Genomic DNA, 14,419 nt, shown 5'->3' with positions numbered 1-14,419 from the left:
TGCCGGCCGCCGGAAGCCTTTCCGGGACGATTCTATCAATTCATCAGCGGAGTCTAGTTTTATATTGCAGAATGAGAGAATGCTGGTTTATTATAACAATATAAGTTTTCATTATTTTCAAAAAGGGGGATTTATTGTGGGTTTAGGTAAGAAATTGTCTGTTGCTGTCGCCGCTTCTTTTATGAGTTTAACTATCAGTCTTCCGGGTGTTCAGGCCGCTGAGAATCCTCAGCTTAAAGAAAACCTGACGAACTTTGTGCCGAAGCATTCTCTGGTGCAGTCTGAGTTGCCTTCAGTCAGTGACAAAGCAATCAAGCAATACTTGAAACAAAACGGCAAAGTCTTCAAAGGCAACCCTTCTGAGAGACTGAAGCTGATTGACCACACGACCGATGATCTCGGCTACAAGCACTTCCGTTATGTGCCTGTCGTTAACGGTGTGCCTGTGAAAGACTCGCAAGTCATTATTCACGTCGATAAATCCAACAATGTCTATGCGATTAACGGTGAATTAAACAACGATGCTTCTGCCAAAACGGCAAACAGCAAAAAATTATCTGCAAATCAGGCGCTGGATCATGCTTTTAAAGCAATCGGCAAATCACCTGAAGCCGTCTCTAACGGCAACGTTGCAAACAAAAACAAAGCCGAGCTGAAAGCAGCGGCCACAAAAGACGGTAAATACCGCCTCGCCTATGATGTAACCATCCGCTACATCGAACCGGAACCAGCTAACTGGGAAGTAACCGTTGATGCGGAGACAGGGAAAGTCCTGAAAAAGCAAAATAAAGTGGAGCATGCCGCTGCAACCGGAACAGGTACGACTCTTAAAGGAAAAACGGTCTCATTAAATATTTCTTCTGAAAGCGGCAAATATGTAATGCGTGATCTTTCTAAACCTACCGGAACGCAAATTATTACGTACGATCTGCAAAACCGACAATATAACCTGCCGGGCACGCTCGTATCAAGCACTACCAACCAGTTCACAACTTCTTCTCAGCGCGCTGCCGTTGATGCGCATTACAATCTCGGCAAAGTGTACGATTATTTCTATCAGACGTTTAAACGCAACAGTTACGACAATAAAGGCGGCAAAATCGTATCTTCCGTTCATTACGGCAGCAAATACAATAACGCGGCCTGGATCGGCGACCAAATGATTTACGGTGACGGTGACGGCTCATTCTTCTCGCCTCTTTCCGGTTCAATGGACGTAACGGCCCATGAAATGACACACGGTGTTACACAGGAAACAGCCAACCTGAACTATGAAAATCAGCCGGGCGCTTTAAACGAATCCTTCTCTGATGTATTCGGATACTTCAATGATACTGAGGACTGGGATATCGGTGAAGATATTACGGTCAGCCAGCCGGCTCTCCGCAGTTTATCCACTCCGACAAAATACGGACAGCCCGACCATTACAAAAATTATCAAAACCTTCCGAACACTGATGCCGGCGACTACGGCGGCGTGCATACAAACAGCGGAATTCCGAACAAAGCCGCTTACAACACGATTACAAAAATCGGCGTGAAAAAAGCAGAGCAGATTTACTACCGCGCACTGACGGTATATCTCACTCCGTCATCAAACTTTAAAGATGCAAAAGCAGCTTTGATTCAATCAGCGCGGGACCTTTACGGCTCTCAAGACGCTGCAAGCGTAGAAGCGGCCTGGAATGCGGTCGGCTTGTAAACAAGAAAAGAGACCGGAGAAATCCGGTCTCTTTTTTATATCTGAAACATTTCACAATGGCTTCACCATGATCATATATGTCTTTTCACGATCGTCTTTTTCAAGCTTAAGCTGTTCAAAGCCGCATTGGCTTAAAAACAAAACCCATTCCTGCCTGTCCAGGGGAACGGCTGAAAACATCGCTTTATGCTCCCCTCTCAGCCGGCCCGCAATCTCTTCAATGACCGCGCGTCCGATTCCTTTCTCTTTTGCTTCCGGAGCGACGGCCACGGTTCCGAGCCACGGTTTTCCGTTTGAAGGCGCCCATTCCAAATGAAAACTGACGGCGGCAGGAGCGCCGTCAATCTCCCATACGAGCCATGTTCCATTGTACATGGAGTATGCAAGCATAAACTCCGCCGCATTTTTTGTTCCGAACTCTTCGTTTTTCCACACCGGGTGTGATGTCGCCAGCTGCTCCAGAAACCCGAGATCTTCTTCTTCAAAATCTCTACCTGTCAGCATGTAAATAGTCGTCAAAGATAATTTTATGTATTGCCGGATTGCCCGCAAGCACGCTGTGGTTGTCTAAAAACGTAAACGGTTCGCCGTCTGTGGTCGTGTAAATGCCCCCGACTTCGTTCAGCAGCACGCAGCCGGCAGCGTAATCCCACGGCGCGAGCCTCATCGTAATGTATGCGTCAATGCGGCCGGCCGCAACACTGGCCAGCTCAAGTGCCGCCGAACCGTAGGAACGCGTTCCTCTGACCCGTTTTACGAGCGGCGCCAAAATACTCGGGTCAATCCTTCTGTTTTCCGTCACCCATGTGGCATTGATTGCAATAATGGCTTCTTCAATGGAAGCTTCTTTTAAAGGAGCAAGCGGCGTGTCGTTCAGATAAGCCCCTTTTCCGCTGAATGCGTGATACAGTTCGTCCTGCATCACATCATAAATTAAGCCGATTTTGCCTTTTCCGTCTTCAAAGATGCCGATGGAGATCGCGAAATGCCGCTTTTGATGGACAAAATTCATCGTTCCGTCAATCGGATCAATGATCCAGACGATTCCGTCAAGGGAGCGGAGTTTATCCCCCTGCCCTTCTTCTCCGAGAATCCGGTGTCCGGGAAAAGTTCCTTGTATACGGTCAATGAAAAAGCGCTCCGTCTCTTTATCAATATTTGTGACTAAATCATTCGGATTTGATTTTGTTTCAATCGTCAAGCTTTCCTGCATGGATTGTCTGATTCTCGTTCCGGCTTCTTTTACCCATTGTTTTGCGATATCATCAATTTCCGTCCAATTTGTCATACCGTGTACCTCTTTTCTATGTATAGCTTATTCTATAGCATACTGATAAAGGCGATGAAAAAGCAAGGAAAATGAAAAAAATGCCTTCTCACGTAAAAACGAACCAATTCCTGCGGTTCGTTTTTACTATTCTTTATCCGTTAAGCCGAATCCATTCTTTTCTGAGACGTTCCAGTTTTCTTTTGCTGAGATCGATTTGATCTTCATTCTCTTTTTGCATGGCCTCATACAGGGTTGCCAATTCATAATCAACCTCTAGTCTCCAGACAGCTACACGGTTATTTTTTTCCTCCCTGAATCCTTCCTTCACCACTTGCCTCATTGTCTTTCGCCCCTTCCAGAGATCATTTGTTAAAAAAGCATCCCATTTTCCAATTTATTAATGATACTTCTTATATCGTATGGAAACTTATATTCGGCTGTAACAACATTCTTAAAATTGTGTGTTTACCTATTCGTTTTTTACCACCAATCCTCTCGGCTCAAACGTTCTCAATGTTTTTGCGGCCGGCGGCGGCTGTGGTAAAATATGAATACTTACGATAAGGAGGAAAAAGATGACTCAGATGCGTTTTACAAAAGAAGACTTCGATACATTTACAATAGAAGGTTTAGATCCGCGCATGGAGGTGTTAAAAGAACAAGTCCGTCCGAAGCTGACCTTGTTAGGAGAGCATTTCGCACCGACATTGTCAGCATTGACAGGAGATGAAATGTTCCCGCATGTCGCCAAGCACGCGAGAAGATCTGTCAACCCGCCGGCTGACAGCTGGGTTGCCTTTGCCAACAGCAAACGCGGGTATAAGAAACTCCCTCACTTTCAGATCGGTTTATGGGACACCCATATGTTTGTATGGTTTGCCATCATTTATGAATCTCCGATAAAAGAGGAATACGGCAGATTGCTGGAAGCGAAGCAGGAGGACATCACAAAACAGATTCCCGGTCATTTTGTATGGTCGCCGGATCATACGAAGCCAGGGGCGTACAAGCAGTCCGACATGGATCAGGAGCAGCTGAAAACATTATTTGAACGCCTGCAGACAGTGAAAAAAGCAGAGCTTTTGTGCGGCATTCAGCTGCAAAAAGAAGACGTGATCAACATGAACAACAATGAATTCCTGCAAACCATTGAAGATGCTTTTAGGAAGCTTTCCTTTTTATACACACTGACTCAGAAAGTCTCATAACATAAAAAGCGGGCCGATTGCCGGCTCGCTTTGTCTACATTTTGATAATCGCTTGATCTGATTGTTTCGCCTGTTTCACAGTCCGATACGGGGAATAGGTGCTGTCAGCTTCAAATTGGCTGCAGATTTTCTTTTCTTCCGCTTTCCCGGGAACGATTTCTTTAAAGCGGCGGTACGCATTCAGAAGTCTGTCTCGGTCAGCTCCTTTTTCATAGGCGTTTTCCACCTGCTGAAAAAAAGCAATAACATCCACGGCCTCCTCTGTCGTCCAGTCCTCATTCATCGGATATTGATATTCCAAATGTCTTCACTCCTTTATAATCATGCTCAAAATAAGCATCTTCCATAGATCATAAATTGTTCTTTACTTTCTTTCAAGTTCATAATATAATTCATTTGTTTTACGTTTAAAAAACGGGTAATAAAACTGAATGTAATACAAACTAATCCGTAGGTATTATGATAAAGGTGGGAAAACAATTGCCGCAACATGAAACACCCCTGTACAGCGGACTGAAAAAGCACGCGGACAGACAGCCTGTCCAATTCCACATTCCGGGCCATAAAAAAGGCGCGGGAATGGATCCGGAATTCAGACAATTTATCGGAGAAAACGCGTTAAGCATAGATTTAATTAATATCGAACCTCTGGATGATTTACATGCGCCAAAGGGCATCATTAAAGAAGCCCAGGATCTGGCCGCTCGAGCATTCGGCGCAGACCATACCTTCTTTTCCGTACAAGGGACGAGCGGCGCCATTATGACGATGGTCATGGCCGTATGCGGACCCGGAGATAAAATCATCATCCCGAGAAACGTTCATAAATCCATTATGTCGGCCATTGTATTTTCCGGAGCGGTGCCGATTTTTATACACCCGGAAATTGACGATGAGCTCGGAATTTCTCACGGCATTACGCTCGAGTCCGCCGAGCGGGCTTTGACGGAGCACCCTGACGCAAAAGGCCTGCTTGTCATAAATCCGACGTACTTCGGTGTGGCAGCTGACTTGAGCAGCATTGTAAAGCTCGCGCATTCTTTCGATGTGCCTGTGCTTGTCGATGAAGCGCACGGCGTGCATATTCATTTTCATGATAAGCTTCCTCTGTCCGCCATGCAGGCGGGCGCTGATATGGCAGCTACTAGCGTGCACAAATTGGGAGGCTCCCTGACGCAGAGCTCCATATTAAATGTGAGAGAAGGCCTTGTTTCCAAAGAAAGAGTACAGTCGATTTTAAGCATGCTGACGACAACGTCAACATCCTATCTGCTTCTCGCTTCACTTGATGTCGCAAGAAAACGCCTCGCTACAGAAGGCCGCGATCTTCTTGAAGATACGATTCTGCTGGCGGATCAGACACGGGAACGCCTCAATCAAATTGAAGGCATCCGCTGTGTCGGCGAAGAAATCACAGGGTCTAAAGCTGCATTCAGTTATGATCCGACTAAATTAATCATTTCGGTCAAAAACCTCGGCCTGACGGGTCATGACGTTGAAAAATGGCTCCGCGAATCATATAATATCGAAGTCGAGCTGTCCGATTTGTATAATATTTTATGTATTTTCACCCCCGGCGACAGAGCGGGAGATGCCGACCGTCTTGTAAGCGCGCTTACAGACATTTCAAAGCAGGCTTCCGACAATGACTATGCTCATCAGCAAACCGAAGTTCTGCTTCCTGAGATTCCTCTGTTAGCGATGACGCCAAGAGACGCGTTTTACGCAAATACGGAAGTCATTCCGTTAAAAGAATCCGCAGGACGGATCATCGCAGAGTTTGTCATGGTGTACCCGCCGGGAATTCCGATCTTTATTCCGGGTGAGATCATTACTGAAGAAAATATCAGCTACATTTTTAAAAACTTGGACGCCGGCCTTCCTGTGCAGGGTCCCGAAGATGCAACGCTTGAAATGATCAGAGTCATCAAAGAGCAAAAAGCCATCCAATAAACATAAAGAAGCCCGAAACGAAATCGTTTCGGGCCTTTTTACGCTTTTTACTCTTCTTCAAGATGACACTGGCATTGTCCGCAGCATGTTCCGTATAACGTCGTGACCTTCTCATCCTCAAAGTAATGAATCGCTTCGTTACAGTCTTGGCAAACAATTGTACCCATCTGTCATTCCCCATTTCTCAGAATTTGAAAACGCTTAATTTTTACTTGTTGTTATTATATTATTATGTCACATTTAATATGTCAACTGATAAATTGTATAACACATTTATTTTTTACGGTCTTTTTATAGCTCGAGGGTCAATCACGGTATATCCTTTATGACGCAATCCTTTTACAATGTCCGGCATGGCTTCCGCCGTCCATTTCCGGTCATGCATCAATATGTTGGCCCCGTCCCGCAGATAAGGACTGTTCAGTGTGATATCGGTAAGCGCTTTTTTAGATTGATATTTCTGATCCCAATCATACCCGAAGGTCCAGTTCATTTTCACCATACCTTCTTTTTTTATAAGTCTGTCACTGTAGTCCGTATTGCTTCCGAAAGGCGCCCTGAAAAATGCGGGTTTCTCTCCTATTACCTTTTCAACCGCTTTATTGACGCCAATGATTTCTTCCCGTTGTTTTTGTTCGGAAAGATCTTTTAAGTTTTGATGAGTCATTGTATGATTACCGATCATAAAACCTAACTCATGAATATGCTTAAGCGCTTTCTTATTTTCATCTTTTTTCAAAAAATGTCCGTTTACAAAAAAGATCGCTGACGCATTGAGATCGTGCAGTTTGTCCGCAATCTCAGCGGCATGCTGATCAGGCGCGTCATCGATCGTTACCAATGCGATCGGTTTTTTCTCTTTCTGTTCATCCATTTTTTCCACAGAAAAGCTTTTCGGATTGATATAGTAACGGGGCTCCGCCTTCTGTTTTTTCTGTTTTTCCTCTTTTGTATAGTGGTTTTCCCGTTTGGCATGATTGGCCGCGGCTTGAGAATGGGGTTTGTTTGTTTGCATCTTTTCATTTGATTGGCAGCCGGCGAGTAAGCACATACATATGACAGCTGCAGCGGCTTTATACATGACAATCCCTCCTGATATGGTTTTTCTCCCAGTATAACGAAAAAACAGCGCTCTCACGAAAAACAATGTGCCTTTTTTACACATCGGCTGCGCAAGTTGTCACACGTATTATTTCTTCATTAAAAACGGTTTCAATTATATAACAATTCAGTAACAAGCCTTAGGTTTTTCACCTCTCGTGATACACTTGATATAGTCCTTATAAATGGATGAACCAATATATTATATAAAACAGAGGAGTAAGATAGATGCGCTACCGTACGGTGATTCCCTTTTTTTTGATGCTGTTCGTTCTGTCAAGCTGTTCGGTTTCTACTGTCAGTCCATTCAAAAAAAACCGGATCGACAGCATTCATCACACTCAAATCTTGTTTTTTTCCGATGAAAATCATATAGATAAAGAAGTGCCTTATTACGATGCGATCCTTGATTTAGAAAAGAAATATCCCCATCATGTCGATCAAATGAAGGTTTATGACAACAGAAAGGGATGGGAAGAGGAAATCAACACGTTCCCTGCGCTGATGGTGATCAATCATCGGCATGTGGTCATGAAGATTGAGGGATCCGTAAAGAAAAAAGAGGATATCATCAAACCTATGCAGCATGTGCTTGCACAATAAAAACAGCCCCCGCTTTTACAAACGGGGGCTGTTTCTTTGCTACATTATTATTTTACGATATGGATCGGGCTTCCGATTGCTACTTCGGCAGCTTCCATAGTGATTTCGCCCAATGTCGGGTGAGCGTGAATTGTCATTGCGATATCTTCAGCAGTCATTCCGCCTTCGATCGCCAGGCTCAATTCAGAAATCATGTCAGAAGCGCTTGCGCCGGCAATTTGCGCACCGATTACAAGACCGTCTTCTTTACGAGTGATCAGCTTCATGAAGCCGTCAGTTTCGTTAAGAGACAGCGCACGTCCGTTTGCTGCAAACGGGAACTTAGCTGCAACGACTTCAATGCCTTCTTCTTTCGCCTGTGCTTCAGTGTAACCGACAGAAGCCAGTTCAGGCTCAGAGAATACAACCGCCGGAATACCGAGGTAATCGATTTCAGCCGGCTCTCCTGAAATAGCTTCCGCAGCGATTTTACCTTCGTAAGACGCTTTGTGAGCCAATGGAGGTCCGTCAATGATGTCACCGATTGCGTAAATGTTCGGTACGTTTGTGCGGCACTGCTTGTCTGTTTTAATGACACCGCGGTCAGTCATTTCGATACCGACTTGCTCAAGGCCGAGCTCGTCAGTGTTCGGACGGCGTCCGACAGTGATTAATACGTAATCAGCATCAACCGTTTTTTCTTCGCCTTTTACTTCGAATGTAACTGTTACGCCGTCAGGTCTTTCTTCAACGCCTTTAGCCATAGCGCTTGTATGGATTTCAACGTTGCCTTTTTTCTTCAGTCTGCGGGTAACGAGAGAACTCATTTGTTTTTCGAAGCCAGGAAGAATTTCATCTCCGCCTTCTAAAATAACCAATTCAGTTCCGAAGTTCGCATACGCTGTTCCAAGCTCAGTACCGATATATCCGCCGCCGATAACAACGAGCTTTTTCGGAATTTCTTTAAGCGCAAGTGCGCCTGTAGAGTTCAGAACGCGTTCGCTATATTTGAAGTTTGGCAATTCGATAGGGCGAGAACCGGTAGCAATGATTGCGTTTTTAAATGTGTATGTTTGCGCAGAGTTCTCATCCATTACGCGGACAGAGTTGCTGTCTACGAAATAAGCTTCCCCTTTTATAACGTCCACTTTATTTCCTTTTAAAAGACCTGCAACACCGCCGGTAAGCTTATTTACAACAGAAGCTTTCCATTCTTGGACTTTTGTAAAGTCAACCGTTACGTTCTCAGCAGTGATTCCCATGTCATCTGAATGTTTTGCATTCTCGTAACGATGGCCTGCATTGATGAGCGCTTTTGAAGGAATACAGCCGACGTTCAGACAAACGCCTCCAAGAGTTGCTTTTTCAACGACTGTTACTTTTTGTCCAAGCTGAGCAGCGCGGATGGCAGCTACATAGCCGCCAGGTCCCGCACCAATCACAAGAGTATCTGTTTCAATAGGGAAATCTCCTACTACCATAACATTACGCCTCCATTAAAATAAGTTGTGGATCGTTCAGTAAACGCTTGATGTGGTTTAACGCATTTTGTGCAGTTGCTCCGTCAATCATACGGTGGTCAAAGCTGAGAGAAAGAGCTAAGACAGGAGCAGCTACAATTTCACCGTCACGGACGATCGCTTTTTCAGCAATACGGCCGATACCGAGAATCGCAACCTCTGGGTGGTTGATAACCGGTGTGAACCATTGGCCTCCGGCAGAACCGATATTTGTGATCGTGCAAGAAGCGCCTTTCATTTCCGCAGGTGCAAGCTTGCCTTCACGCGCTTTTGTAGCAAGGCTGTTGATTTCATCAGAGATTTCGAAAACGGCTTTACGGTCGGCATTTTTCACTACCGGCACAAGCAGGCCTTTTTCGGTATCCGCTGCAATTCCGATGTTGAAGTAATGTTTTTGGATCACTTCATCTGTTTTATCATCAATAGATGTGTTTAAAACAGGGAATTTTTTCAAAGCGGATGTTAATGCTTTGACGACGTAAGGCAGATAAGTCAGCTTGATGCCTTGATCAGCAGCAACTTGTTTGAACTGTTTGCGGTGAGCAACAAGATTTGTTACGTCAACTTCATCCATAAGAGTTACGTGCGGTGCAGTATGCTTAGAGTTCACCATTGCTTTCGCGATCGCTTTACGGATACCGCTCATTTTTTCGCGTGTTTCAGGGAATTCGCCTTCAGGAGCCTGAGCCGCTGCAGGTTTAGCTGTTTCCTGAGGTGCAGCTGTTTCTTGCGGTGCCGCTTCTTGAGCCGCTCCTCCATTTGCAAAGCTGTCGATATCTTCTTTTACAACACGTCCGTTATTGCCTGAACCTGTTACTTTACGGATATCCACGCCTTTTTCACGGGCATATTTGCGTACGGAAGGCATCGCAATCACGCGTTTGTTCGGATCAGCTTCCACTTGGTCCTGCTGTCCTGCGCCGGTTTCTTTTGCAGGCTCTTTAGGAGTCTCTTCTTTAGAGATATCCTGCCCTGCTTCAGCAGACGACTGAACTTGAGCTTCAGTTTTCGCATCTCCTGAATCATGGCTTCCTTTAAATTGAAGATCTTCGTAACCAGGTGCGTCAAACGTAATAATCGTTTGTCCAACAGTTGCAACTGTTCCCTCTTCAACTTTTAATTCTAATACTTTTCCTTTAACAGGTGAAGGAATTTCTACCACTGCTTTATCATTTTGCACTTCAGCCAGAACATCGTCTTCTTCTACCTCGTCGTTCGGCTTAACAAACCATTTTACGATTTCGCCTTCGTGGATACCTTCCCCGATATCCGGAAGTTTAAATTCAAATGCCACAGTTTTCGACCTCCTAGTTGATTAAGCAAATTTTAGTTATGCATTCGCAAGCATTGAACCTAGTAAACAGATTCCTTCATATAAGAGAAAAGGACTCTCTTTACCGTCTTTTATGATGCCTGATTAAAATTCAAGAACTTTTTTCGCAGTTTCAAGAACGTCTTTATGGTTTGGAAGCCATACGCTCTCAGCAAGCGAGAAAGGAAATACTGTATCAGGCGCCGCAACACGCAGAACCGGAGCTTCCAGGCTCAGAATCGCGCGGTCATTGATTTCAGCTACAACGTTGGCAGCGATGCCGGCTTGTTTTTGAGCTTCCTGCACGACAATTGCGCGGCCTGTTTTTTCAACAGAAGCAATAATCGTATCAATATCAAGCGGGCTTACAGTGCGAAGGTCGATAACTTCAGCAGAAACGCCTTCTTTTTCAAGCTCTTCAGCAGCCTTAAGCGACTCATGAACCATCGCGCCGTATGTGATGATAGAAAGGTCAGTACCTTCGCGTTTCACATCAGCTTTGCCAAGCTCGATTGTGTATTCCTCCTCAGGAACTTCCTGACGGAAAGAACGGTAAAGTTTCATATGCTCTAAGAAAACAACCGGATCATTGTCTCTGATAGAGGCAATCAGCAGTCCTTTTGCATCGTAAGGAGTGGAAGGGATAACAACTTTAATACCCGGCTGCTGAGCGATAAGGCCTTCCAAACTGTCAGCGTGAAGTTCAGGTGTATGAACCCCTCCGCCGAATGGAGAACGGATTGTCACCGGAGAAGTCCAGCGTCCGCCGGAACGGTAGCGGAGACGAGCCATTTGTCCTGAGATTGAATCCATTACTTCATATACGAATCCGAAGAATTGGATTTCCATAACAGGACGGTAATCTTGCAGGCCTAAACCGAGAGCGAGACCGCCGATACCGGATTCAGCAAGCGGCGTGTCAAATACGCGGTCCTCACCGAATTCTTTTTGAAGGCCTTCAGTTGCACGGAATACGCCTCCGGCAACGCCTACATCTTCCCCGAAAAGCAGAACGTTTTCATTGTTTTTCAGTTCTGTGCGTAACGCATCAGTGATCGCTTGAATCATTGTCATTTGCGCCATGGCTTACTTCGACTCCTTCGCTTTGTAAATTTCAAGTTGTTCTTTCAAGTTGAACGTCGGCTCTTCAAACATATTCTCAATCAGCTCTGTTACTTTCGGTTTTGATTCGCCGTCAGCCTTTTTGATAGCTTGTTTGATTTCTTCTTTGGCCTGTTCAATCACTTTGTTCTCTTCTTCTTCAGACCATAGTCCTTTGTTTTCCAAGAACTTGCGGAAACGTACGAGCGGGTCTTTTTGCTCCCATTCATTTTCTATTTCTTTCGTACGGTATTTAGTCGGATCGTCACCGGACATTGTATGAGGTCCGTAACGGAATGTAAGAGTTTCAATCAGAGTCGGACCTTCACCGTTAATTGCGCGCTGGCGTGCTTCTGCAGTTGCAGCGTAAACGGCTAGTGCGTCCATTCCGTCTACTTGAACACCTGTAATACCGACGGCAACTGCTTTTTGGGCAATTGTCTGTGCGGATGATTGCTTTTCTACAGGAGTTGAAATCGCATAGCGGTTATTCTGAACAACGAAGATCGCTGGCGCTTTAAAAGCTCCGGCAAAGTTCATTCCTTCATAGAAGTCACCTTGAGAAGCTCCGCCGTCACCAGTGTAAGTAATAGCAACCGCTTTTTTACCGCGCTTTTTAAGACCTAAAGCTACACCTGCGGTTTGAATAATTTGAGCACCGATAATAATTTGAGGTGATAAAGCATTTACTCCCTCAGGCATCTGATTACCTTTAAAATGGCCTCTTGAGAAAAGGAATGCCTGATGTAAAGGAAGCCCGTGCCAAATCAGCTGAGGAACGTCTCGATAACCCGGAAGGATAAAGTCGTCCTGTTCAAGCGCGAAGTGTGATGCAATTTGAGAAGCTTCCTGGCCCGCTGTCGGTGCATAGAAACCTAAACGTCCTTGACGGGAAAGAGAAATTGAACGCTGGTCTAAAATGCGGATATACACCATTCTTCTCATTAATTCTTTTAACTGATCATCTGAAAGATCAGGCATTGCGTCTTTATTTACGACTTCTCCTTCAGCATTTAAAATTTGGAACGTTTCAAACTGCTTATGAATAGCATCAAATTGTTTTTTGCTATCAACAATTGAAGTTTTTGTCTTTGCAGCCATTTTTTAAACCACCTCTTCTTTTGATTTAACAGGGTTAGGATACCGTTTAGCCATCCGTATTAAAAACAGTCTTATCATGCTCTGCAATTCTAAAATTAATCATTCAGAAATTCACATAGCGCTTAAGCAAAGATAATGACGTTTAAACTGTACTAATAAAAAAAGATTTTTTATTAGTACAATATGATCAACAACCATAGTTTACAGTAATTAAACAAAGCCGTCAATTATTTATAACCTTATTTTGAAACCGCTTATAAAGCTTAAGATCATACTGCGCCAAACTGTACTATAAAAGACTTTAAACTGTATTATAAAAATGCTCTACTGTACTATAATTAAAAAAAATTACAAAGAGTAAATTAAGTTATTTAACTTAGGGGCGGGCTTTGAAAAGATGCCGCGGGATAAAAACGGGCAGTTAGCAATCGTCCCGCCTGCAGAACAGACGGGACGACGCTTTTGTCTAATTATTCAATACCCGCCCACACGATATTCAGCGGCGTCAGCACGGCATGAGGATGAAACTCGGAAATCGGAGTGAAAAATACATACGTAAAATCTTCGGCTGGATCAGAAAACATGCCGCACCACCCCATTCCAAGATGTGAGAAGGTGCCTTCTGTCATGAAATAATGGTCACCGGCCGGCCACAAATTAATGCCTAAACCAAAGCCGCCTTCCTCTCTGGGCGCTCCGAAGAAGTAAAAAGGAAGACCGGGCTTTATTTGATTTCTCAGCATCGCTTCGACTGTTTTTCTTCCAAGCAGCTTCTTATCTTTCAATCTGCCTTTATTTCTAAACATTTCAGCTAACTTCCAAATATCTCGCAATGAAGAGTACAGACCGCTTGTCGCTTTATTCGGAAAATACGGGTGATGACTTTTTTCCAGCTGTACGCACTCGTGCTCATTGATCACACAAACTTCTTCTTTTAAAGCATCAGGCACATAAAAATACGTTCTTTCTAATCCGAGCGCTTCAATAATATGCTTTGTTACATACTGTTCGTAGGATACGCCTGTTACTTTTGAAATAATGATGCCAAGTATAACAAAACCGGTTCTGGAATAGTTCCATGCTTCATCCACTCCGTACTCCAAAGGCGTACTGACGAGATAGTTTATCCATTCTTCCTCATTCGTTAAGTCAATGCCTTCAGCCTTTTGAATATCCAGCTCAAAACTTAATCCCGCCGTATGAGTCAAAAGGTGCAAAATTTTAATTTCTCCGAAACCCGGTTTATCAAACGCTGGCAAAATGAGCTTGACCGGCATTTTCAGATCGAGCAAACCTTTTTCGACGAGCTGCATGACGGCTACAGCGGTAAACACTTTTGTCAAAGAACCGATTTCTCTGATTGTATCAAGCTGAAATGTTTGCTTTTCTTTTTGTCCGCCGGTAAATTCCCCTAACGACTCAGCTGCAAAAACCTCACCTCCTCTTGACATCATATAACTCGCACATTGCAGATCTCCATTGTCTATCATCGTCTGATAATGGCCGTTAAGAGCGTTAATTTGTTTCATATTAAATGCCGGATTGCTTATTGTTTGTTTCATTGTTTTC

The 14,419-nt window shown here is 44.3% G+C and carries 15 protein-coding genes; 4 read left to right on the top strand and 11 right to left on the bottom strand.

Annotated features, from left to right (window positions below):
• The first annotated feature begins 136 nt into the window (after positions 1–136).
• Entirely contained in the window at positions 137–1,702 is a 1,566-nt protein-coding gene (locus tag G9F50_RS03930) for a M4 family metallopeptidase (protein ID WP_007409672.1), read from the top strand.
• Between the two features lie 51 nt (positions 1,703–1,753).
• On the opposite strand, the gene G9F50_RS03925 is transcribed toward G9F50_RS03930, so the two are convergent.
• From G9F50_RS03925 to G9F50_RS03915, 3 genes are all read right to left on the bottom strand, one after another.
• Positions 1,754–2,206 carry a GNAT family N-acetyltransferase gene (locus G9F50_RS03925; protein ID WP_060561733.1) on the bottom strand — a complete coding sequence of 151 codons (453 nt, stop codon included), beginning with the start codon at positions 2,204–2,206 and terminating at the stop codon, positions 1,754–1,756.
• Positions 2,193–2,990, bottom strand: a complete 798-nt coding sequence (suhB, locus tag G9F50_RS03920) for an inositol-1-monophosphatase (protein WP_007409670.1) — start codon at positions 2,988–2,990, stop codon at positions 2,193–2,195. The genes G9F50_RS03925 and suhB overlap by 14 nt, the downstream gene beginning before the upstream one ends.
• 133 nt (positions 2,991–3,123) lie before the next feature.
• A complete protein-coding gene (locus G9F50_RS03915; protein WP_003154513.1) occupies positions 3,124–3,312 on the bottom strand; it encodes a hypothetical protein in 189 nt (62 codons plus the stop codon).
• A gap of 235 nt (positions 3,313–3,547) precedes the next feature.
• Between G9F50_RS03915 and G9F50_RS03910 the strand changes: the two genes are divergently transcribed.
• On the top strand, positions 3,548–4,180 hold the full coding sequence (locus tag G9F50_RS03910) for a DUF1054 domain-containing protein (protein WP_007409668.1): 633 nt from the start codon (positions 3,548–3,550) through the stop codon (positions 4,178–4,180).
• Positions 4,181–4,214: 34 nt separating this feature from the next.
• Here G9F50_RS03910 and G9F50_RS03905 read toward each other — a convergent pair whose 3' ends face one another.
• Positions 4,215–4,481 carry a UPF0223 family protein gene (locus G9F50_RS03905; protein WP_007409667.1) on the bottom strand — a complete coding sequence of 89 codons (267 nt, stop codon included), beginning with the start codon at positions 4,479–4,481 and terminating at the stop codon, positions 4,215–4,217.
• 179 nt (positions 4,482–4,660) lie between these two features.
• On the opposite strand from G9F50_RS03905, the gene G9F50_RS03900 reads away from it, so the two are divergent.
• Complete coding sequence (locus tag G9F50_RS03900) at positions 4,661–6,133, top strand: aminotransferase class I/II-fold pyridoxal phosphate-dependent enzyme (protein WP_012117476.1); 1,473 nt, start codon at positions 4,661–4,663, stop codon at positions 6,131–6,133.
• A 47-nt stretch (positions 6,134–6,180) separates the two neighbouring features.
• On the opposite strand, the gene G9F50_RS03895 is transcribed toward G9F50_RS03900, so the two are convergent.
• Both G9F50_RS03895 and G9F50_RS03890 read right to left on the bottom strand, forming a co-directional pair.
• On the bottom strand, positions 6,181–6,300 hold the full coding sequence (locus G9F50_RS03895) for a GapA-binding peptide SR1P (protein ID WP_003154518.1): 120 nt from the start codon (positions 6,298–6,300) through the stop codon (positions 6,181–6,183).
• A gap of 113 nt (positions 6,301–6,413) precedes the next feature.
• The gene (locus G9F50_RS03890) at positions 6,414–7,214 is read right to left on the bottom strand and encodes a polysaccharide deacetylase family protein (protein WP_060561734.1); all 801 of its coding nucleotides are present in this window, start codon (positions 7,212–7,214) and stop codon (positions 6,414–6,416) included.
• 248 nt (positions 7,215–7,462) lie between these two features.
• Here G9F50_RS03890 and G9F50_RS03885 point away from each other — a divergent pair, with 248 nt between their 5' ends.
• The gene (locus G9F50_RS03885) at positions 7,463–7,837 is read left to right on the top strand and encodes a hypothetical protein (RefSeq protein ID WP_014417650.1); all 375 of its coding nucleotides are present in this window, start codon (positions 7,463–7,465) and stop codon (positions 7,835–7,837) included.
• A gap of 47 nt (positions 7,838–7,884) precedes the next feature.
• Here G9F50_RS03885 and lpdA read toward each other — a convergent pair whose 3' ends face one another.
• The 5 genes from lpdA to G9F50_RS03860 form a co-directional block, all read right to left on the bottom strand.
• Positions 7,885–9,297 (bottom strand): dihydrolipoyl dehydrogenase, encoded by a 1,413-nt coding sequence (lpdA, locus tag G9F50_RS03880; RefSeq protein WP_007409663.1) that lies wholly within the window; start codon positions 9,295–9,297, stop codon positions 7,885–7,887.
• Positions 9,298–9,301: 4 nt separating this feature from the next.
• On the bottom strand, positions 9,302–10,630 hold the full coding sequence (gene pdhC, locus G9F50_RS03875) for a pyruvate dehydrogenase complex dihydrolipoyllysine-residue acetyltransferase (protein WP_012117474.1): 1,329 nt from the start codon (positions 10,628–10,630) through the stop codon (positions 9,302–9,304).
• A 123-nt stretch (positions 10,631–10,753) separates the two neighbouring features.
• Positions 10,754–11,731: a pyruvate dehydrogenase complex E1 component subunit beta gene (gene pdhB, locus G9F50_RS03870; protein ID WP_003154528.1), complete on the bottom strand. Its 978-nt coding sequence runs from the start codon at positions 11,729–11,731 to the stop codon at positions 10,754–10,756.
• A gap of 3 nt (positions 11,732–11,734) precedes the next feature.
• The gene (gene pdhA, locus G9F50_RS03865) at positions 11,735–12,850 is read right to left on the bottom strand and encodes a pyruvate dehydrogenase (acetyl-transferring) E1 component subunit alpha (protein WP_007611171.1); all 1,116 of its coding nucleotides are present in this window, start codon (positions 12,848–12,850) and stop codon (positions 11,735–11,737) included.
• Between the two features lie 470 nt (positions 12,851–13,320).
• Positions 13,321–14,412, bottom strand: coding sequence for a serine hydrolase domain-containing protein (locus tag G9F50_RS03860; protein ID WP_060561735.1), 1,092 nt, complete (start codon positions 14,410–14,412; stop codon positions 13,321–13,323).
• Positions 14,413–14,419: the final 7 nt, after the last annotated feature.

Origin of the sequence: Bacillus sp. EKM206B (assembly GCF_011066015.1) — a bacterium.
Classification (GTDB): Bacteria; Bacillota; Bacilli; order Bacillales; family Bacillaceae; genus Bacillus; species Bacillus velezensis.
The sequence above is the reverse complement of the archived record's forward strand: the minus strand, read 5'-3'. Positions and strand labels throughout refer to the sequence as shown.